Genomic DNA, 21,422 nt, shown 5'->3' with positions numbered 1-21,422 from the left:
TTGTGCCGATGTTGGCGAGGGGGCAGTTGTGAGGGACGCGTCGGTGGCCGGTAGACCTCGGATCGAGGACCTGCTGAGTGCGGTGCCGATCTCCGTATCCGAGGTGAGGCAGGCGGTGGGCGGGTTCGAGGGCGGTACCGCGGACATGGTTCTGGCGTCGATACGGACCGCGGAGCGGGCTTTCGCTGAGCTGGACCGCTGCGACGCCGTGATCGACCGGGCCGCGGAGAAGGGGGCCGCGGCCGCTGATCGGTTGCAGCGGCTGCTTGAGGAGGAAGACCAGGAGGGCATCCCTGGTGAGCTGGCGGGGCTGGAGGCCGTCGCCGGGGAAGTGCGGAGATGTGCGAAGACACGTCGTCTGATGAACCGCGTCCTCGGACGGGACGAAGCGGCTGAGTGGGCGGGGGAGGGCGTGGCCCGCCTTACGCTGGGCGAGCTGCCCGCGGTTCCGTCCTCGTACGACGACGACACGGACTACGTGGATCTGATGGCCATGGCGGGCCGGGAGGAAGAACTCAAGCCGCGGTTGCGAGCCGTGCACGATGAGCGGATCGGACGCGTGGCCACCCACCTGGTTGCGGTCGTTCGGCAGGCCGCCAAGTCCGGTTTTGCCCATGAGGAGTTCGCGCGGGAGTCGCTGCGCGAGGCGGGACGGGCGTACGGACTGTGGGGACGCTGCCTGGCCGAACGGAAGCGGGACCTGGGGTAGGGCCACTGCCTCGGGGGGTGCGGTGTCTGTCCTTTCACCCTCTCGGTGGGGTTTTCTCGGTTTGTGTCACTCGGCGTGACCGGATCGTCCTAGCCTGACCGAAAATCGTTCGCACAGTGGGTAATGGGCCTGGTGCGGAGGGTGGATGGAGTGTTGAGTGATGGCCGATCCTAGGGATGAGGACGCGGGCGACGGTGCGGTGGATCTGTTTCGCGCCCTGGGCCGACAGATCAAGGTATTGCGGGAAAGGGCGGGGCTGACGCAGAAGGAGCTGGGGGACCGGCTGGGATACGCGGAGGCGACGATCTCGGCGGTTGAGCGAGGGCTGCGGATTCCGCAGCCGGAGCTGCTGGATGCCGTGGATGACCTGCTGGGTGCGGGCGGGGTGTTGAAGGCGGCCAAGGAGGACGTCGAGCGGGCCAAGGCGAAGGCCCGGGTTCGCCATCCGTCGTGGTTCAAGGACTACGCCCGGCTGGAGGCCGAGGCAGTCGAAGTCAACGAGTACGGTGCCCACGCGATCCCGGGCATGCTCCAGACAGAAGCGCATGCGTGGGCGTTGTACCGCATGAGAATGCCGCTCTTCGACGAGGACACGATTGAAGAGCGCGTGGCCGCCCGGCTGGCAAGGCACGAGCTGTTGACGCGCTGGCCAGCGCCCATCGTGACGTGCATCATCGAGGAGGCCGTACTACGTCGTCCCATCGGTGGGCGTGACGTGCAGATGGGTCAGCTGGACCACCTGCTTGAAGTGGGTCAGTTGCGAAGTCTCCAGCTCCAGGTCATGCCGACAGACCGGGTCGAGCATGCGGGCATCGGCGGCCCCTTCATCTTGCTGACACCGAAGGGCCGTTCGCAGGTGGGCTACGTGGAGGTGCAGAACTTCAGCAAGCTGATCACGGATGCCGAGGAGGTCCGTATGCTGGCGGCTCGGTACGGCAGTATCCGTGCTCAGGCGCTCACGCCAACTGAGTCGCTGGCCTTTGTCGAGAAGATGCGGGGAGAGCTATGAACTCGGAAGCCGCTGCTGAGCCCATGTGGTTCAAGAGCAGCTACAGCACCAACGAGGGCGGGGCTTGCATCGAGGTCGCCCTCACGGGGCAGATAGTCCGGGTGCGGGACTCCAAGGACGTGACGCGACCTGGCCTCACCGTAGGGCTGGCCGACTGGGCGCGCTTCGTTCGGTACGCCTCGCGCGGCTGAGCCACCTCGCGGTGGTCCAGCCGCGCTGCGCGCGCTCAGGCGGCCTCGGGCTGTTCCGGGTGTCGGGGCCCGTGGCCGGGGAGCGGAGTGAGGGGCGACGTGTAGTTCTCGCCGTCTACGAGCGGGGTGTCGAGTGACACGCCGGTCGGGGACATTCGATCGTAGGCGGCGAGAACCAGGTCCTTGGTGCGGAACGTGCCGTACTTGGCGATCTCGTTGTTTTTGAGACCGCCACCAGAATCGGACTGGAAGGTTTCCAGGATGTAGTCCGTGTCCTCGCGGTTGATCCCGTAGAGGTGAAAGAAGTACGCGTCGAGTTCGGCGCGGATCAACGCCCGACGCTCCTCATCCCACCGGAACGGGGCACCCTCGTCACCCAGGTCGCGAGCGAGTGGTGTCATGTCATAGGCGGTGTAGACGAGTTCCAGGACGCGGCGCGTTAGGAAGGGAGTGTGGCGCTCCATTGTCTTTGGGGCGGGTACGGGAAGCTGCTTCCAAATGAAGAGCCCCATGCTGGTGCTGCCAATCTTCTGGCGACTGACGTAGTCGAAAACCAATGAGCTTTGGGCTGCGATCAGGGCAGCGGTGAGGACTGCCGAGACCCGCGGCATCATAAGGGGGAATTTGTGTCCAACCGCCGCGCGCGGGAGAAACGCCGGGATGGCGGTTCTTTCATCTGTCGTACGACATACGTCTCGCCAGCCGCAGAGCCATTCCCGATCCCAAGCCATGTTCTCCAAGCGTAATGTTACGCCTGGCGCCTTGACTTCCCTACGGTTGCGAACAGTCGAGATGTAGTCGTCTTCTGCAACCCAATAGCGCGGGCTGGCTGCCGCTGAGGGCCTCTGCTTTTCGGTGATACCGAGGCGGCTCCGGTCGTCGTTTCCGGTTCCGTAGTAATAATTCCAACGGTGGTCGAAGTGGTGCGCCATCTTCCCCTCGTACAGGGGAAGCATTCGCTTCTCGCCGCGCGTGAAGACGTTTCCGCTTAATTCCCATCCATTGGCGTCCAGATCCTCCCGCTTGCGAAAGAGGTCGGAGTCGTCGGTCATGTTAAACAGGTTCCTGAAAGTGATGCCCCAGGGATTTCCATTCCGGCTGCTTTCGTCCTGCAGGACCGGGATGCGTTCGTAGATCGCGGCGGTAAGGTCGGCATCGCGTCGGGCGCGGAAGACGGGCAGTGTTCCGGTGTTCGGGTTAATAAGTGCGATTTCCTCAGGAGCGAGCGCGAAGGCCCGATCACCGTCGTCGAGGTCGCTGGGGTCCAAAAGGAAGAAGGCCAATTTTGCGGAGGGTTCGCGAAGTCCCCGACCTGTTAGGGAGAGCAGGCAGAATTTGTAGCGGGAGTCCACGCCGACAAAGAGCGGCTTGCGGTTTTCGAAATCGTAAAGACAGGAAACCGCCCCCCGCTGCGTAAAACCGCTGAAGAGGTGCTGCGCTCCCGCCCCCGTCGCAATAGCCGTCGGGATGATGCACCCGCAGCGCCCCTTGGGTGCCACGATGGACGCGAACCGCTCGGCGAAGAGTTGGTCGGTCTGAAGCGAGTTGACTCCCTTGACCGTGAGGCCCTTACCGCACAGCGGATACGCACCCGAGCTGCCCGCGAAGAGGAACGTTGACTTCACCTTGCGGCGTTCGGCCCGATAACGCTTGCCCGCGTCAGGGTTATCCTTCGCCCACTCCGCGATCCGCGCCCGCCGCGCCGTACCGGAGATTTCCGCGATGGACGGCTCCACCACGCTGAAGTACTTCTTGTCCTCGAAGTCGACCTTGTCCCACGGCGGGTTACCCACCACGCAGTCAAAGCCCCCCGACCACCCCGTGGCCGGGTCCACATCTACGGCCCCGGCGCCCTCCGGGACCCGTACGACCTCCGGAAACTCCAGGTGCCAGTGGAAGAACCGGTACTCCCGACTTAACCGCCGGATCTCCTCATGCGTCGCCTCCGACGCCGCCGCACCCGCAGGGTCCTGGAGCCCGCGGAACACATCCTGCGTGATCGCAGGCGGCGCCCCCTTGTCCTTGTGCCACACGAACGCCGCGCACCACGCGTCAGCCACATGTAATGCGTGAACGTACCCTTCGGACTCGCGCCACTCCTCGTACGCCGCCTCCTGATCGCGAACCTGCCGGAGCTTGCCCGAAGGCGCTGTCGTGATCTGACGCAGGCGGTCCGCGAAGGCCGTATTGGCGATCCTCGCACCGGCCTCGGGGTCGAACATGCTGAGCTGGTCACCGCGCTGCTTGTCGTTCAGCTTGGCCAGCTTGCGGGCGAACGTGGGATCGTCGCCCTCGACGGCCTTGAACGCCTCGTTCGGTATGCCGTCGCGCAGCAGCTTCGGCGTGGCCCCGATGAGACCGTTGCCGACCTTGATGTGTGCGTCGAGGAAGCCGAGCGGCTGGCCCGGCTCCAGGGCCTCCAGCCACAGCGAGACCTTGGCCAGCTCAACTGCCATGGGGTTGAGGTCCACCCCGTACACACACCGCAGGATGACCTCGTGCAGCGCGTGCCCCACCCCCACCGGCGTCGGCTCGGGGTTGCCCTCCCGTACGGCTGCGACCCGCTTCGCGATCCGGCGGGCCGCCGCGACGAGGAAGTGGCCGGAGCCGCAGGCGGGGTCGCAGACCGTCAGGGACAGCAGCTCCGAGACGATCGCCTCCGACGGGTCCGGGGCACCGGCCGCCGAAGCCGCCTCCTCGCCGCGCTTCTGGGCGTCGTCGATGACCGGGTCGAGGGTGGAGTCGAGAAGCGTCTCGATGAGCGAGGTGGGGGTGTAGTACGAACCGGTCTTCTTGCGGTCGTTGCCGAGCCGGTTGACCAGCTCGAACGTGCGGTCCGTCGCACTGTGCTTGGGCACCAGCTCCAGCAGCGACTCGTAGATGGAACCAAGCTCTTCGGAACCTATGTTGCGGTAATTGACCTGACGCCAGCGGCCCGAGTTCGTGTCGCGTACTCGAGCCAGACAACGTACGGCGTCCAGCAGGTACCTGTTGGAGAGGGACAAGCCCCGCAGTGGTGCGTCCGCGTCCGTGTCGTCGAAAAGGCCGCCGAGACCCGGAAGGCCCAGCTCCGGACGGCCGTCCACGTCGCCCAGCGCGCGGAGCACGATCTCCAGCGCCTGGTACAGATCAGTGTGCGCGGTGCCTTGGCGCCGGGTGGCCTGGTGGCGCAATCGCGCCGAGGAGAAGTACTTCGCGTAACGCCGGCGCGTTTCCTCGGGTGTCTTCGGCGGGTGGAGGGCGTTCCGGTCCTCGGCGACAAAGAGGAAGATCAGCCGGTAGGCCAGACGCAGGAGCGCGCCGTGGAAGGCCTCGACATCGAGGTTCTCTCGGAGACCCGCATTGGCCGGGTGCTTGAGGAAGCCGGTGCCGAGCGTGGTGATGGCCTGCTGCACGCCGTCACGGTGGTGGTCCAGTGCCCGTGTGCCGGACTCGATGGCGTCCGTACGCCACTTCTCGAGCCAGCACGCCGAGGCCGCCGCGCCTTCGCCCACCTCGAAGCGCGAGACATGCAGCAGCCGGTACATCAGCACGAATTCGCTGAACAGCTCGCCATCGAAGATCGCTTCGAGGTCGAATTCGACGTACGAGGCGGTGGCCAGCGCACTGGAGTCACGCAACAGGCGCATCTGACGGCCGTTGGTGAGGATGCCCCAGAGCTGCGTCTCCCGCCGGTTCAGGCATTCCTGGACGAGCGACTGGGGCGGCACCATGCCCGCTCCACCGGGCCGCTTGTCGAGACCGGCGTTCCAGGCGGCCATGTGCACGGGTATGTGGTGCCAGCGGTGGCTGATCGGGAAGAACTTCGTACCGTCGTCGGCGGGGATGCCATCGGCACCGACGGCTGTGAGACGGCCGAAGCCGAGCTCGCCGAAAAGCGGTTCGAGCCACTGGGTGATGGCCAGACCCGTGGGGTCGGCCGGGGCCTCCGCCTCCGGAGCGGCGGGCAGCTTCTTCCTCAGCTCCACCCAGACGGACTTCAGGTAGTCCCAGTGCCGTTCGGCCTCGTCCCGCACCGAACGGGAGCCGATGACGCGGTAATCGGCGGGGCTCGACCCCTTGACGTCCTTGCCTTCCGAGATGCGTATCAGCATGTCGGCGGGGAGCAGGGCGCCGACGGTGTGGACCGCGGAGAACACCTGGTTACGAGCGGTGGCGGACATCAGACGGCTCCTTCAGCGGACACCGGGAGGTAGACGTAGGCGCCGAGGATGTCGGCGGGCTTCTGCACGGTCACCCGCAGGCCGCGGATGATCTCGTTGGAAGCGGTGCGGACGCGCCGATGGGATTCGAGGAGTTCGGCGGCGAGCTCCTCGCCGTAACGTTCCAGGTGGGCTTTGGTATCCGGGAGCTGCCGGAGTATGCGACCCATGGTGCGTTCGCCGTGATGCGGGTCGGTGTTGCCGGCTGCTTCGGCGCCCACTAGAGCGAGAGCCGATTCCTGCGGGAGCCACACCGCGTTCTTCGGCGAGCCCTGGAAGGCGAGCAGCCGGGCGTCCTCGGCGACGAGCTCCTGATCTCCGGTGCGGGAGGGCAGGGTGAGGTGAAAGCGGTAGCGGACCAGCAGAAGCGTGGTGCGGTCCTCAACGGCCTCGGTGGTGATGACGCCGCAACGGCGGGCGGGGCGGGGGCCGAGGGCCTTGGTGTCCAGAGCCGCGTTCAGGACGTGGCCGGCGAGCGCGCTGACGATGGGGTCCGTGCGGACGAGGGCGGCCTCGCCCCGCGCGACCGCCGAGGTCCTGCGGAACGGGACCGGCTTGCCGAGCTCCACGATCTCGCCGCCGATGACCGGGGCGAGCGCGTCGCGCAGACCGGACGGAGTGCCGCTCACATCGGCCGTGAAATCACCGGGGGAGCCGCTCATGGGGCGCAGCAGCCCTCCCAGCGCCTCCAGCGCGTGCCGCACGAAGCCCTCGACCTCGTTCGCGTCGCCGAGAGTGTCGCGGATGGCAGCGACCTCGCGCGCGACTTCCTCGGGATGGATGGAGCGCTGGGCGAACCGGGAACGGGATGTGGTCTCGCGCTCGGCGGCGGAGTTCCAGTCCTTCTCGAGCTGGGACGCCTTGGTATCGATCGTCTCCAGCGCGTCGAGTTCGAACAGGCCCTCCTGCTCGGGCTGCTGGCCGCGCAGCAGCAGCCACTCCACGATGGCGTCGGTGACGCCGGAGGACATCTCGTCGGGAACGGACACGGAGATGCCGAGGTCCTTGCGGATCTGGCGGTGCTTCTTGATCAGGACGTCGAGGACCTTGCCGTCGATGCCGTTGTCGCTGCCGTAGAGGGTGATGACGCGGACCTGGTCGCGTTTCTGGCCGTAGCGGTCGACACGGCCCTCGCGCTGGTCGTGCCGGGTCGGGTTCCAGGCGAGGTCGTAGTGGAGGACTGCATCGAAGTGGTGCTGGAGGTTGACGCCTTCGGACAGGCAGTCGGTGGCGATCAGCACGCGACGGGCGGCCGGGTCGTCACCCGCCTCGCTCGCCAGCTCCTCGATGCGACCGAGGCGCTGCTGCGGGGAGAGTGTGCCGGTCACGGACTTGACCACGGTCTTCTTGCCGAGCTTCCCCTCCAGATGCTCGGCGACGTACTCGGCCGTCGGGATGTAGCGGCAGAAGACGATGGGGCTGTAGCCGTCCGCGAGAAGCGCCTTGAGGTGTGTCACCAAGGCCTTGAGCTTCAGGTCCGTGGCGGGCCCCTCCAACGCCGCCGCACGCTCGGCGAGTTCTGCGAGACGGGCTCCCGCGCCGCTCCCTGTCTCCGTGGCGGACTCGGCTTCCGTTTCGGCTCCGGGGGCGACGTCGAGCCCTTCTAGCGCGTCGCTCTCGCTGGAGTCCTGGGTGAGGGGTGCGCCGAGCTTGTCGGCCTCCTCGGCGGTGGCGGCGGCCACCGCGGCGGAGCGCGTGCGCAAGGTCTGGGCGGCGGCGCGAGGGGAGGAGACTAAGGAGCGCAGCAAGGCGATCGCGGACCACCAGGCGATACGGGCCTCGCGTCGGCCCTGGCTGTCGGCGGCCGTGACGCGCTCGCTCGCGTACGCGATGGCGTCCTCCAAGAGGACGCGGTACTCCTTGGACAGCTTGTATGTCTCGTCCTTGAAGAAGCGGTCGGAGGGGAACGCGGTCTTCTCGGCGAGACGGTCGTCGGTGAGACCGTCTTCCCTGGTGAGGTATTCGCGCACATCGGCGCGCTTGCGCTGGACGAAGTGCTGGGCGAGTAGCTTACGGCCCCGGTCGGTGTCCAGGTTCGCCGTGGACAGCTCAGGTTTCACCAGGCCCAGCAGGTTCCGGAACGCGGACTCCTTGCCGCTGTGCGGGGTGGCCGTGACCAGCAGCAGGTGCCGTTCCGTGTCGTCCGCGACCCGCCGCAGCAGCTCATAGCGGAGCTGGTTCTGCGTGGAGGTGCCGTCATCGGCGGCCACGCAGGTGTGAGCCTCGTCGACGATCACCAGGTCGGGGCAGTGGCGCACGAAGTCATCGCGGTGGCGGGTGGACTTGATGAAGTCCGTGGAGACGATGACGTTCGGGTACTTGTCGAAGAGCGACTGTCCGAGATCGAGCCCACGTTCCAGGCGGGAGACCGTGGAGGAGAGCACCAGCTCGGCGTCGATGCCGAACTTGGTGCGCAGTTCCTCCTGCCACTGTTCGGCGAGGGCTGGCGAGCACAGCACGGCCAGGCGTTTGGCCTCGCCCTGGGCAAGCAGCTCTTTCGCGATCAGGCCCGCCTCGACGGTCTTGCCGATGCCGACATCGTCCGAGAGAAGCATGCGTACCGTTCGCTGACGCAGCGCCATGAGCAGCGGTACGAGCTGGTAAGCGCGCGGCTCCACGGCGATGCCCGCCAGCGAGCGGAACGGCCCCGCGCCGGAGCGGAAGCCAATGCGTAAGGCAGAGCGCAGCAGGCCGGCGGCTTTCGCGTCGCCCAGGTCGGCGGGAGAGGGGGCGGCGAATTCGGCGCTGCGGACCGTCTCGAATGAGGGGAAGACGGCGGCGATGTCGTCGTCCGCGCCGCCCAGCGGCCGCAGCACCAGCATGTCGTCGGCGCTGTCCGGCAGGACGACCCATTCGCGGCCGCGCGCGGTGACCAGGGAACCGGGCGAGTAGACGGGGCTCATCAGATTTTTCCTCGGAGGGTGTCGTTCGGTTCCACGGGGTCAGGAGTTGGTGCGGGACCCGAAGTAGCGGGCGTGCTCCGCCACGATCGCGTCCCAGTCGTCGTCGTACCGGAAACGGACCACGTCCCAGTTCTTGTCGTACAGCCGCTCCTCGGCGTCTTCGTCTCGCTCGGCGACCGCCGGGTGGTCATGGGCGGGGCCATCGACGAAGACGGCGACCTTCACGCCGGGCAGCCGGTAGACGTAGTCGGGGCGGGCCTGCGCGTCGGCCACCAGGGTCTGGGCCTCGTCGGGCAGCCGCAGACCGCGCTCCTTGAGCCAGGTGACGAAATCGCGCTCGAGGCTGCTGTCGGACTGCTCGGCCAGGCGCCGCATCTGCTCGGTGCGGGTCTCACCGCTGCCGGTCGTCTGCGCCTCGCAGGCGGCGAGGCGCAGCAGCAGGTCGCGTACCGAGTGACGGTTGATGGCACCGTGGTTCAGCTGGTTGCCGTAGGTGAGCAGGCAGTCGTAGCAGCCGCGGGCACAAGGGCGCTCCGTGCCGGGGGTCGCCTCGTCCTTGCCGCGCTCGTCGAAGTGGCAAATGGCCAGTGCGTAGCGCGCGGCCTTGGCGAGCGCGCCGGACTCGGACTGGAGGCGGCGGAGCACACCTGCACCGCCCTCGGCGGCCTCGGTGAAGAGGATGCGGTCGCGCGGCCCGTCGTCCGGGGGCAGGAGCTCGCTGGTGAGCTCGGAGTCCTCCAGCTCGTAGGCGGCCTCGATGCCGCGCTCCAGTGCGTACATGAGGGAGAGCGCGACCGGTTCGTCCACTGGGTGGTCAAGTGTGACGACGAGGATGTTGCGGCGGTCCTCGACGTAGGGGATGACGCGCTTCTTGCGACGCTTCTCGTTGCCGTCGGCGTCGACGACCGGCATCTCACTGGAGTCGCCGGAGGCCTCGGCGGCGTCGCGCTCGTTCATCCAGCGGCCGTCGCCCGGGTCGAGCCAGAAGCCGTCCGGCTCATCGGGCCGGGCGCGCAGACGGCCCAGGTTGGTGATGCGGACGGTGGCCGAGTCGCCGTACGAGAGCCTGGCGAGCTGACCGTGCGCATCGGCGAGAAGCGCGTCCTGACGACCGGAGCGGGGGCCATGGTCCTGGAAGCGGTAGGAGGTGACCAGCCGGAACCCGGCCCTGCGCCGCTCCTCCTCGTCGGAGGAGATCCGCTCGCGACGCTGGGTGTAGACCGTGTGCAGATGGAGGAGACCGTAGGTAGTACCGATCAGTGGCTGGTCGCACATCTGGCAGCGATCGGCGCGCTGCTGCGGGTCATGGTGGTAGCCGCACATCTCGCAGCGGCGGGCTTCGCTGGTGGTGACGTCACCGGAGGCGTCCGGAGGTAGCTGGATGCGGGTCACCTGATAGCGGGCGCCCTCGTGGTAGATCAGTGCCCCGGGGCCGAACTCGCGGATGGCCAGGAAGCGAGGCCGCTGGAGATAGTCGCCCTCGCTGAAGCGCCGACTGGCGTTGGGAATGTACGCGGCCAGCGGCAGCCGGGGGAAGGAATAGCCGGGCAGGAAGCCTTCGGAGGCGAGATAGCGGTACGGGTTGAAGTCGGACAGCACCGATTTGCTGTCCGGGGTCTCATTCTTGAGCAGGTCGAGTTGCGTCTCCGCTTCTTTACGGCGGCTGCTCGCGATCCTCCGATCGCGCTCGGAGAGCGAGTGGTCGAGTACGCGCTTGTTCTGCTCGTACTGGTCGACCAAGGCGGCCCTGTACAGGTCGCGCCAACGGTCGAACGATTCATTGAACCGCTCGCCCACCGAGCGCACCTTCGCCTCGATCCAGGATTCGTCCCACCAAGAGGTTTTGGCGAACTCGGGCAGCAGCGCCCCGAGGACCTGATGGGCGGCGGTCACGGTGCGCGTCTGTGCTCGGGTGTCGTGCAGGGCCGCGGCTATGTGGTCGTGCAGGTCGAGGGTGGGATTCGGACGGCCTGAATCCTCCGCGTCCCCGATGTCGATGACCTCGGGTACGGAGCGGCCCAGCTTCAACCCGGCCTCGGCGAGCCAGATGCCCTGGAGATGGGAGAGGACCAGATCCTCATTGGCCAGATCCAGGCGCGGCGGGGCCACCGCACCCGCGACCATGCGCTCGGAGCGGCGGAAATAGTACTGGTCGTGGCTGTTGCCGGTCGCACAGTACGTGGTGACCAGTGCGGGCTGACCCGAGCGGCCCGCGCGGCCGCTGCGCTGGGCGTAGTTGGCCGGTGTGGGTGGCACGTTGCGCATCATGACGGCGTTCAGCGCGGAGATGTCCACGCCCAGCTCCATCGTGGGCGAGCAGTACAGCAGCTTCAGTTCCGCCTTGCGGAAGTCTTCCTCGCGCCTCTCCCGTTCGGTCGGGTCGACCTGGGCGGTGTGTTCGCGGGCGTAGAGCCCGGCCAGGGCGGAGGCGGTGTCCTTGTACAAGGCGCGGAAGAAGGCGTTGACGCGAGGGCCGTCACCGCTGGCGTAGGTGCGGGTCAGTGGGTCGTGGGCGCCGGTCTCTCCCGTACCCGCGCACCAGACCAGGGAGGCGGCGGATACCTGATAGCCGGTGATGGCGGGACCGGTGGGGCGGCGGTAGCGGTTGGCGTGCTGAGGGGCCTTGGCGACCTCGGTGACGAGACCGGCCTTGGCGAGGACCTTCAGCAACTGCTCGATGATCAGCTGGATGTCGTCGGTGTCGAGGACGCCGAAGCGTGAGCGGTCCGCACGGCGCAGGTACTTGCCGAATTTGCCGCGTGCGGAGAGGAACAGTCCGGAGCGGTCCATGCCGGGCCTGGACGGCTGGGGATAGGCAGTACCGACCTTCGGGCTGTCGCTCTTGGTGAGTACCCAGGGTCCGGAGAGCCGCTCCTCACTGGCGCGCTGGAGCGTGTCGAAGTCATCGCGGAAGTACTGGACGTCGATGGCCAGAGCCCGGCGCATCTCGTCCAGCAGCGCCTTCATGATCTCGGCGCGCAGGCCGGCATCGGCAGTGTTGAGCGCCGCGTGGGTGCCCTCCCAGCGCTTGTCCTGCTGCGCGAGCCAGTCGAGATCGGCGTACCGGATCTCCAGCAGCCCTGTCTGCTCAAGGTTGGGCATGGTGATGCGCCAGCCGCGTTCCAAGTCCAGGTAGAGCCGGAAGGCGATGACGTCGCGCAGTGTCTTGGCGGCGTTACGCAGCATGTTGGGCGGCAGGTCGTCCTGACCTGTGTAGTCCACAGGTTCCAGACCCAGGGCGCCCGCGACACGAGAGGCGAGCTCTTCATGGGTAATGCCGTCCTCCCCGGCCTCCGCGGCAGCTTGGTACAGGGCGCCGCGCAGCTGGGTGATCTGCGCGAAGTCGTTGAAGTGACCGGCCTGGAGGGAGGCGTCCTGACGGTTGTCGACGAAGGTGAGGAGCTTGCGGGCCTCCTTGTCGAGGGCGTCCTCGGGCACGGCCTTGAGGGACCGCACGATGGAGGACGAGATCAAAGAGGTGGCGGAGGAGCGGCCCTCCTGGTCGAGAGTGGCGAGCTTCGCGAAGTCCCTGCCACGCGTCTGCTCGTAACTCACCCCGCAGTGCGGGCAGAACAGGAAGGGCGACGGAATGAACGCGGCCTTCAGGTCGCCCCGGCCCTCCACGCCGTACGGGTCCACGGTGACCGATCGGGGAAGCCGGTCGCGGTAGGACCGCTTGACGACCTCCTGGCCCCTGTCGTCGGCTTCGAGCCAGGACTCGGGCAGGCGGCCCTCGGCGATGGCCTCTTCCGGAGTCGTCGGCCAGGGACGGTCGATGTACAGGTAGCCGTCGCCCGCGCGGCCCCCGGTGGCCGCGGTGTCGCGGCGCGGCTCGTAGACGATGTCGCCGTTCGTCTCCGTCCGCCATACCGTCAGGTACTCCTGGCCGCACTCACGGCAGAAGGCCAGCGGCATGAGGACCTTGCCCCCCGAACCTGGCTGCTCGCGCTGGTAGTCGCGGGTGATGTGACGGTAATCCTTGTCCTCCAACGTGACGTAGACGGTGTCGCCCTTGGACAGGAACTGGTGGAGCCGGAAGGCGAACAGCGGACGTCCGGTGACCGGATGGGGGGCTTGGGCCCCGGCCTCCAGCGTGAGGCGGATCGCCTTGGCGCACTGTTCCTCCGGCACACCGCTGGATCCGGCAAGTTTGGTTGCCGCCGCTTCGATCTTGGTGGGCTTCTGGCGGACGAGCTGCCCCGCGCCGTCGGTGGCGAGACCGAAAGAGGTCTCGATCCAGCGGGCGAGGGGATCGCGTACGAGCTCGGCGTAGGCGAGTGGCGCGGAGGGAGCCATCAGCCGTTCGGCGGGTACCGTCTCCGGAGCCTCTTTGGTGGCCCGGACGAGAGTCTCCCCGATGACGTGCTCCGGGCGCACCCTGGTGCCGAAGAGTTTGGTGGCGACACCGGCGACAACCTTCTTCTGGTCCTCGGCGGTGCCCTCCGTGGACATGGTGGCGGAGGTGCCCACGCACTGGAGGTCAACCGCCCGGCACGCCTCGCGAACCCGGCGGATGAGCAGGGCGACATCGGCGCCTTGCCGGCCGCGATAGGTGTGGAGCTCGTCGAAGACGAGGAATTCCAGACCCTCGGCCATCGTGATGAGGGAACGGCGGTCGTCGGGCCGAGTGAGCATCAGCTCCAGCATCACGTAGTTGGTGAGGAGGATGTCCGGCGGGTCGTCGCGGATCTCCTTGCGCCGCGCGTCGTCCTCCTGGCCGGTGTAGCGCGCGAAGGTGACTGGTTCGCGGCCTTCGCCGAAACCGTCGCGGAGGTATTTCTCCAACTCCTTGAGCTGGCTGTTGGCGAGGGCGTTCATCGGGTAGACGATGATTGCCCGCACCCTCTTGCGTGCGACCGGTCCCTCGGTTTCGCGTTCCCGCAGCACCCGGTCGACGATCGGGACGATGTACGAGAGGGACTTACCAGAACCGGTGCCGGTGGTCAGTACGTACGACACCCTGTCCTCGGCTGCCTTGATCGCCTCGCGCTGGTGCTGGTGGAGAGTGAGGGGGCGGCCGTCGCAGACGGTGCCGCCCGGAGTCTTGCCGGACTGGAAGATCTTGGCGCAGGTGTTGTGGAGGACCTTCTTCTCGGCCAGCTCCGCGACGGTGCCGGCGGAGGCGAAGAACGGATTCAAGGAAACCCAGGGGTCGGGCCACTGAGACTTGGCCTTCAGATCGTCTTGGACGTACGACGAGATGCGTTCGTCGCGGATAACCGTGCCGCCCTCGGTGAAGGCGCGATAGTCCTCGATCAGCTGCCGGTGCACACCGAAGACATCCATGCCGGAGGCGGAGACATGCGGCTCCCGGGTCGCTTGCGCCCGAGTGGAGTCGGCGGTGGACGCGCGCTGCCGTTCGGCCCGCGCGGCCGCGAGGTGACGCACAGGATCGAAGGCGTCCCAACCGGGGAGGCGTGTCTCTCTGGCGTCCTGGACGGCGAACGGCAGCAGGGCCTCACGGACCGCGTAGGCGTCGGCCGGACGGTCCGCCGGGTCCTTGGCGAGCAGCCGCTCGACCAACCGGGCGAGTTCGCTGGGGATGTCCCGCCGAATCAACTGGACGGGGGCCGGAGCGTCGTTGACGTGCTTCCTTGCGAGTTCGTAGGCGCTCTGGCCGACAAAAGGCGGAACCCCGGTCAGCATCTCGTACAGCACGCACCCCAGCGCGTACAGGTCGGCCGAGGGCATGACCTGGCTGGCTTCGAACTGTTCGGGAGCCATGTAGCGGGCCGTCCCGACAGTGGCGTCGGTGCTCGTGAGCCGCGTGCCGTCGGGATCGTCAGCTAACCTGCCCATGCCGAAGTCGAGGACCTTCACCGCGCCACCGCGCGTGAGCATCACATTGCCGGGCTTGAGGTCACGGTGGATTACGCCCTCTGAGTGCGCGGCGGCGAGACCTGCGGCGATCTGGCTGCCGATGGCGGCCGTCCAATCGACCGGGAGCTGGGGCTCCTCCGCGATGAGGTCGGAGAGGGGGTGCCCGTCCAGGAATTCCATGACGAGGTAGGGCAAAGCGCCGTTGGCCTCGTCCGTCCCACCATCGATGGTGACAGGGATGTTCGGGTGGGTGAGCTTGCGCATGATGCGCACTTCACGGGCGAAGCGTTCAACGGCCTTCGTGTCCCCGAGGGAGTCGATCTGTGAGCCGGAACGGCGGCGCAGGATCATCTTGACGGCAACCCGGCGCCTGTCTGTGCCTTCGGGGGCCTGCAAGTCCTCGGCTCGGTGGACTTCCCCCATGTTGCCCCTGCCGACCAGCTCCTCAAGACGGAACCGTCCCCCGATGCACTCCCGGATCACGAACGCTCCTCTGCTCCCACCGTGGCCTGGTGCTGAGCCACGAATCCCCCATAGTGGTGACCGACACCGTCTGTGCCGCCAGGGACAGTTGACGGTTCGCGTCGGGGCAGCGTACACGCTATGTACCAATAGCACTACACGCTAATCGTGTTTACTGTGTCAACGCGTCAGGGTGTGGCTGGTTGAGAGCGCGGAGCCGCCGCCAGGCGGTGGGTGCGGGCCGCGAGGTCGCTGATGCGGGCGGCGTCGAAGCCGTAGACGGCGCTGCGGATCCGGTCCTGAAGCGGCTCGGTCCACTGCGGCGGGATGGCGGCCGCGCCGCACAGGACGCCCGCGACGGAACCGGCGGTGGCGCCGTTGGAGTCGGTGTCCAGGCCGCCGCGCACGGTGAGGGTGATCGTGGCGGTGAAGTCGCCCGCGCCGTAGAGGAGCCCGGCGGTGAGGACGGCGGCGTTCGGGACGGTGTGGATCCACGGCAGGCCGCTGGTCTCGCGTTCCAACTGGTCCAGCGCGTCCGGCCAGGTCACGCCCGCGTCGTACAGGGACGCGGCGCGGCGGACGGTACGGGCCAGGCGGCAGCGCGGCGGGATGCGGTCGAGGGCGGCCTCGACCGCCGTACGCGGGCCGTCGGCCGTGAACGCGGCGGCGATCAGCGCGGCCGCCCACATCGCGCCGTACACCCCGTTGCCGGTGTGGGACAGCACGGCGTCGCGGCGTGCCATGGCGGCGGCACGGGGCGGATCGCCAGGGTTGACCCAGCCGTGGATGTCGGCGCGGATCAGGGCGCCGATCCACTCCTGGTAGGGGTTGTCGGCGGTGGCGGTGAGCGGGGGCCGCACCCCGGCCGCGAGATTGCGGTACGCGACCCGCTCGGCGGTGAAGGTCTGCAGGTACGGCAGCCGCAGCAACCACATCTCGCCCACCTGCTCGGTGGTGAAGCCGAAGCCGTGGGTCTCCAGCAGGTGCAGGCCGAGGACGGTGTAGTCGATGTCGTCGTCGCGGCAGCTGCCGTGGATCCGGCCGCGGACGCACTCCTGCCATTCGGGGCGCAGCTCGAATTCCACCGGGTCGGGTGGCGGTTCCAGGGCGGGCAGGTAGTCGGTGAGCGGGAGGGCGTCGGCGCGGCGCAGATAGCGGTCGATGCGGTCGCGCGTCCAGACGTCGCCGCGTTCGATGGGCTTGCCCAGCATGTTCCCGGCGATGCGGCCGAGCCAGCCGCCGTGGATCCGGTCTGCGAGTGCGTTCCCGCTGTGGCCCATGTGTCAGGTGTACCCGGATGATGTGGGTGTACCGGGTGGCCGTTCCAGTGGATAGGGTCGGGGCGGCTTCGACTGCCTGTGCGACAGCAAGGGGTACCAGGGTGACGGACGCTGCGAAGGCAGAGGCGAAGGCAGAAGTGACGGCAGAAGTGAAGACGTGGGCGCAGGGGCAGGCGACGCCCCCGACGCGGGTGCTGATCGCCGCCGACAAGTTCAAGGGCTCGCTCACGGCCGTCGAGGTCGCCGAACGGGTGACGGCCGGGCTGCGGCGCGGCTGGTCCGGCGGGGACGATCTGCTCCGTATCGACGCGCTGCCGGTCGCCGACGGCGGGGACGGCACGGTGGACGCGGCGGTCGCGGCCGGGTTCGAACGCCGCGAGGTGGCCGTGACCGGGCCGCTGGGCACCCCCGTCACGGCGGCGTACGCGCTGCGCGACGGGACGGCCGTGGTGGAGATGGCCGAGGCGTCCGGGCTGCGGCACCTCCCGGCCAGGGTCTTCGCGCCGCTCACCGCCACCACGTACGGTAGCGGTGAGCTGCTACGGGCCGCGCTGGACGCGGGCGCCCGCACGATCGTCTTCGGCGTCGGCGGCAGCGCCACGACCGATGGCGGCTCCGGGATGCTGAGCGCGCTCGGCGCGCGCTTCCTGCGCGGCGACGGCACGCCCGTCGCGCCGGGCGGCGGCCCGCTGGGCGAGCTGGCCACGGCGGATCTGACCGGCCTCGACCCGCGGCTCGCGTCGACGGAGGTCGTGCTGGCGAGCGATGTCGACAATCCGCTGACCGGCCCGAAGGGCGCGGCGGCGGTGTACGGGCCGCAGAAGGGCGCGTCCGAGGCCGATGTGACGGCCCTGGACGGCGCCCTCGCGCACTACGTACGCGTCCTGGAGCGGGCCGTGGGGTCCCGCGCCGCCGAGTACGCGGCCGCGCCGGGCGCGGGCGCGGCGGGCGGCATCGGCTTCGGCGCCCTGCTGGGTCTCGGCGCGGCGTTCCGCCCGGGGATCGACGTGATGCTGGACGTGCTGGGCTTCGCGGCCGCACTGGAGGGGGCGGACCTGGTGATCACGGGGGAGGGGTCGCTGGACGAGCAGACCCTGCACGGCAAGGCCCCGGCGGGCGTCGCGGCGGCGGCGCGGGCGCGGGGCATCGACGTGGTGGCGGTCTGCGGCCGCCTCGCCCTGACCCCGGCCGCCCTCGGCGGCGCCGGGATCCGCCGCGCGTACCCCCTGACCGACCTGGAACCGGACCCGGCCCGCTGCATCGCCGAGGCGGGCCCCCTCTTGGAGCGGGCCGCAGAGCGCCTGGCGGCGGACTTCCTGGCCTGACGGCTCCTCCCTACCCCGCCCCACCCCGAAACCGGAGGTCACCCTCGGCCCCACAGGGGCTCCGCCCCTGGGACCAGACCGTGGGGCCCGAGCGAGAAGCTCGGGCCCCACGGCGTATCGGACGGTGTCCGGAGGGCCGGGCTAAGGGATCTGCGCCGCCCTCGCCTCGCGGCGGTTGTCGCGGAAGGCGTTGACGCGGCGGGCGGTGGCGAAGAGGGGGATCACCGCGCCCATGACGACCTGGAGGGCGCACGCCGACTGCAGGAGCAGCTCGCCGCCGGGGGCCTGGAAGGCCCAGGCGGACAGCAGGCCCATGCTGGTCACGATCCAGGCGAGCATGGCCACGGCGAGGCGGCCGCGCGGCTTGGGGTATTCGACGCGGCTCACCATCAGCCACGCCACGCCGATGATCGCCAGCAGGGTCGGCACGAAGGGCAGGCCCAGCAGGACGACCGAGACGACGGTGAGCGCGCCGAAGGGGCTCGGCATGCCCTGGAAGACGCCGTCGCGCAACGTGACGCAGGAGAATCTGGCCAGCCGTAGCACGACCGCGAGGAGCACCACGATGGCGCCCACCACCGAGACCCGCTCATAGGGACTGTCGGCGACCATGCCCCACACCAGGACGAAGTACGCCGGGGCGAGCCCGAAGCTGACCAGGTCGGAGAGGTTGTCCAGCTCCGCGCCCATGGCCGAGCTGCGCAGCTTCCGCGCGACGAGCCCGTCGAAGAGGTCGAAGACGGACGCCAGCAGCATCAGCATGACCGCCGATGCGGCGCTGTGGCGGGTCATGCCGCCGTCCTCGCTGCCCGTGAGGTGCGGGATGAGGACGCCGGTGGTGGTGAAGTAGACCGCCAGGAAGCCGCAGGTGGCGTTGCCGAGGGTCAGGGTGTCCGCTATCGACAGCCGCGTCGACAGGGGCATGTCGTCCGCCTCGTCGGCGGCGTCCATGTCGGCCTCGGGCACCCAGGGGGTGTCGGGATCAATCACGGTCAAGGCGAGTCACCCCCGCGGTGGTGGCCTGGCCGACCTCGACCGCGACGTCGACGCCCTCGGGGAGGTACACGTCCACGCGCGAGCCGAAGCGGATGAGACCGATCCGCTCACCCTGTTCGACCTTGGTGCCCTGCGGCACGTACGGAACGATACGCCGGGCGACCGCACCGGCGATCTGGACCATCTCGATGTCGCCCAGCTCGGTGTCGAAGTGCCAGACGACCCGCTCGTTGTTCTCGCTTTCCTTGTTGAACGCGGGAACGAAGCCGCCCGGGATGTGCTCGACGGAGGTCACCGTGCCGGCCAGCGGAGCCCGGTTCACGTGGACGTTGAGCGGGCTCATGAAGATCGCGACGCGGGTGCGCCCGTCCTTCCACGGCATGATGCTCTGCACCACACCGTCGGCCGGGGAGATGACGCGGCCCTGAGTGATCTCTCTCTCGGGGTCGCGGAAGAACCACAGCATGCCCGCCGCGAGCGCGGTGGCGGGCACGGCGACTGCCGCCCAGCGTCCGGAGCGACGGGCGCGGGTGAGGCTGACCGCCGCCGTGGCGACGGTCGGGAGGAGCCACGGCGACGCTCCGCGCGCGAGGCGGACGCGGCCGCGTTGTGCAGAGGATGGGCTGTGGGGCATGGATGACCTTCGTAGCGGAGGATGCCGCGACGCAAGTTTGGGGACGGCGGCTTTCCCGGGATGGTATCGGTTGCGAGCGGTAACTGGGCAAGCGCCAGGGCCTGTCGGTGGCTTGTCAGTGGCCGAAGACCCATGGCGCGGTGTGAGCTTCTTCTCTCGGATACCACCCCAAAAGGTACATCAGCCGTGGCTTCGGTAATCCTCCAGCAGTCGTCGTCCAATAATCATTTTCTGAATCTCAGCGGTACCTTCGCCGATGAGGAGCATCGGTGCCTCACGGTAGAGGCGCTCGATCTCGTATTCCTTGGAGAAGCCGTACCCGCCGTGGATGCGGAAGGCGTCCTCCACGACCTCTTTGCAGTACTCGGACGCCAGGTACTTCGCCATTCCCGCTTCGAGGTCGTTGCGCGCACCCGCGTCCTTCTTGCGGGCCGCATTGACCATCATCGCATGAGCCGCCTCGACCTTTGTTCCCATTTCGGCCAGTTTGAACTGGATGGCCTGATGCTGGGCGATCGGCTTACCGAAGGTATGCCGCTGCTGTGCGTACGCGACGCCCAGCTCGAATGCGCGCTGTGCCACGCCACAGCCGCGTGCGGCCACATTGACCCGGCCGACCTCCACTCCGTCCATCATTTGGTAAAAACCGCGGTTGGTCGTTCCGCCGAGCACCCGATCGGCCGGAATGCGCAGTCCGTCCATGATGAGCTCGGTGGTGTCGACCCCCTTGTAGCCCATCTTCTCGATCTTGCCCGGAATGGTCAGCCCGGGCCGGACCTCGCCGAAGCCGGGCTCCTTCTCGACCAGGAACGTCGTCATGGACTTGTACGGAGTGACCCCCTCCTGCTGTTCACCGGTCCGGCACAGGACCGCCACCAGCGTGGACGTGCCGCCGTTGGTCAGCCACATCTTCTGGCCGGTCAGCACGTACTCGTCGCCGTCCGGCACCGCCTTGCTGGTGATCGCCGACACATCCGAGCCCAGCCCCGGCTCCGACATCGAGAAGGCGCCGCGGATCTCCCCGAGCGCCATCTTCGGCAGGAAATAGTCCTTCTGCTCCTGGGTGCCGTGCTGCTTCAGCATGTACGCCACGATGAAGTGCGTGTTGATGATGCCGGACACGCTCATCCAGCCGCGGGCGATCTCCTCCACGCACAGTGCGTAAGTGAGCAGTGACTCGCCCAGGCCGCCGTATTCCTCCGGGATCATCAGCCCGAAGAGGCCCAGCTCCTTGAGCCCCTCGACGATGCGGGTCGGATATTCGTCGCGGTGCTCCAGTTCCGTGGCGACCGGCAGGATCTCCTTGTCGACAAACTCACGGACCGTGGCGAGGATCTCCCGCTGGATGTCCGTCAGCCCCTCGGTCTGCGCCAGACGGCCCATATCACTGCCCTCCCAGCTCCGGGCGGCCCGGCTGCTCGCCGCCCCGCTCCTTGATGTACGTGGCGGTCGGCACCATCACCTTGCGCCGGAAGACACAGACGAGAGTGCCGTCCTGCTTGTAGCCCTTCGTCTCCACATGCACGATTCCCCGGTCGGATTTGGACTTCGACGGCGTCTTGTCCAGCACCTCGGTCTCGCCGTAGATGGTGTCGCCATGGAACGTCGGCGCGACATGCTTCAGCGACTCGACCTCCAGGTTGGCGATGGCCTTTCCGGAGACGTCCGGTACGGACATGCCGAGCAGCAGGGAGTAGATGTAGTTCCCGACCACCACGTTCTTGCCGAAATCGGTCGTCTTCTCGGCGTAGTTGCTGTCCATGTGCAGCGGGTGATGATTCATGGTGAGCAGACAGAAGAGATGGTCGTCGTACTCGGTGACCGTCTTCCCCGGCCAGTGCCGGTAGACGTCGCCCACCGAGAACTCTTCGTACGTGCGGCCGAACTGCAT

12 protein-coding genes are annotated in these 21,422 nt (G+C 68.1%); 4 read left to right on the top strand and 8 right to left on the bottom strand.

Features of this window, described 5'->3' with window-relative positions; translation table 11 throughout:
• Window positions 1-43 precede the first annotated feature (43 nt).
• The 3 genes from ACH4SI_RS08030 to ACH4SI_RS08020 all read left to right on the top strand — a co-directional run bounded on the left by ACH4SI_RS08030 (window position 44) and on the right by ACH4SI_RS08020 (window position 1,909).
• Window positions 44-709 (top strand): hypothetical protein, encoded by a 666-nt coding sequence (locus tag ACH4SI_RS08030; RefSeq protein WP_398293812.1) that lies wholly within the window; start codon window positions 44-46, stop codon window positions 707-709.
• Window positions 710-869: 160 nt separating this feature from the next.
• Window positions 870-1,718, top strand: coding sequence for a Scr1 family TA system antitoxin-like transcriptional regulator (locus tag ACH4SI_RS08025; RefSeq protein ID WP_398293810.1), 849 nt, complete (start codon window positions 870-872; stop codon window positions 1,716-1,718).
• Window positions 1,715-1,909 carry a DUF397 domain-containing protein gene (locus tag ACH4SI_RS08020; RefSeq protein WP_398293808.1) on the top strand — a complete coding sequence of 65 codons (195 nt, stop codon included), beginning with the start codon at window positions 1,715-1,717 and terminating at the stop codon, window positions 1,907-1,909. Before ACH4SI_RS08025 ends, ACH4SI_RS08020 begins: the two co-directional genes overlap by 4 nt.
• Window positions 1,910-1,944: 35 nt before the next feature.
• On the opposite strand, the gene ACH4SI_RS08015 is transcribed toward ACH4SI_RS08020, so the two are convergent.
• The 4 genes from ACH4SI_RS08015 to ACH4SI_RS08000 all read right to left on the bottom strand — a co-directional run bounded on the left by ACH4SI_RS08015 (window position 1,945) and on the right by ACH4SI_RS08000 (window position 16,576).
• Entirely contained in the window at window positions 1,945-6,072 is a 4,128-nt protein-coding gene (locus ACH4SI_RS08015; RefSeq protein ID WP_398293806.1) for an Eco57I restriction-modification methylase domain-containing protein, read from the bottom strand.
• Entirely contained in the window at window positions 6,072-9,014 is a 2,943-nt protein-coding gene (locus ACH4SI_RS08010) for a helicase-related protein (RefSeq protein WP_398293804.1), read from the bottom strand. The genes ACH4SI_RS08015 and ACH4SI_RS08010 overlap by 1 nt, the downstream gene beginning before the upstream one ends.
• A gap of 39 nt (window positions 9,015-9,053) precedes the next feature.
• Window positions 9,054-15,257, bottom strand: a complete 6,204-nt coding sequence (locus tag ACH4SI_RS08005; protein WP_398293969.1) for a protein kinase — start codon at window positions 15,255-15,257, stop codon at window positions 9,054-9,056.
• Window positions 15,258-15,484: 227 nt separating this feature from the next.
• On the bottom strand, window positions 15,485-16,576 hold the full coding sequence (locus ACH4SI_RS08000; RefSeq protein WP_398293802.1) for an ADP-ribosylglycohydrolase family protein: 1,092 nt from the start codon (window positions 16,574-16,576) through the stop codon (window positions 15,485-15,487).
• Between the two features lie 191 nt (window positions 16,577-16,767).
• On the opposite strand from ACH4SI_RS08000, the gene ACH4SI_RS07995 reads away from it, so the two are divergent.
• Complete coding sequence (locus tag ACH4SI_RS07995; protein WP_398293967.1) at window positions 16,768-17,901, top strand: glycerate kinase; 1,134 nt, start codon at window positions 16,768-16,770, stop codon at window positions 17,899-17,901.
• 141 nt (window positions 17,902-18,042) lie between these two features.
• Here the strand turns inward: ACH4SI_RS07995 and pssA are convergent, their stop codons facing one another.
• From pssA to ACH4SI_RS07975, 4 genes are all read right to left on the bottom strand, one after another.
• Complete coding sequence (gene pssA / locus ACH4SI_RS07990) at window positions 18,043-18,897, bottom strand: CDP-diacylglycerol--serine O-phosphatidyltransferase (RefSeq protein WP_398293800.1); 855 nt, start codon at window positions 18,895-18,897, stop codon at window positions 18,043-18,045.
• Window positions 18,884-19,531, bottom strand: coding sequence for a phosphatidylserine decarboxylase (locus tag ACH4SI_RS07985; RefSeq protein ID WP_398293798.1), 648 nt, complete (start codon window positions 19,529-19,531; stop codon window positions 18,884-18,886). The genes pssA and ACH4SI_RS07985 overlap by 14 nt, the downstream gene beginning before the upstream one ends.
• A 180-nt stretch (window positions 19,532-19,711) precedes the next feature.
• Window positions 19,712-20,914 carry an acyl-CoA dehydrogenase family protein gene (locus tag ACH4SI_RS07980; protein ID WP_398293796.1) on the bottom strand — a complete coding sequence of 401 codons (1,203 nt, stop codon included), beginning with the start codon at window positions 20,912-20,914 and terminating at the stop codon, window positions 19,712-19,714.
• Window position 20,915: 1 nt separating this feature from the next.
• Window positions 20,916-21,422 carry a MaoC family dehydratase gene (locus ACH4SI_RS07975; RefSeq protein ID WP_398293965.1) on the bottom strand — a complete coding sequence of 169 codons (507 nt, stop codon included), beginning with the start codon at window positions 21,420-21,422 and terminating at the stop codon, window positions 20,916-20,918.

This window comes from Streptomyces sp. NPDC021212 (assembly GCF_044332925.1).
Classification (GTDB): domain Bacteria; phylum Actinomycetota; class Actinomycetes; order Streptomycetales; family Streptomycetaceae; genus Streptomyces.
This window is presented reverse-complemented; position numbering and strand designations above follow the sequence as displayed.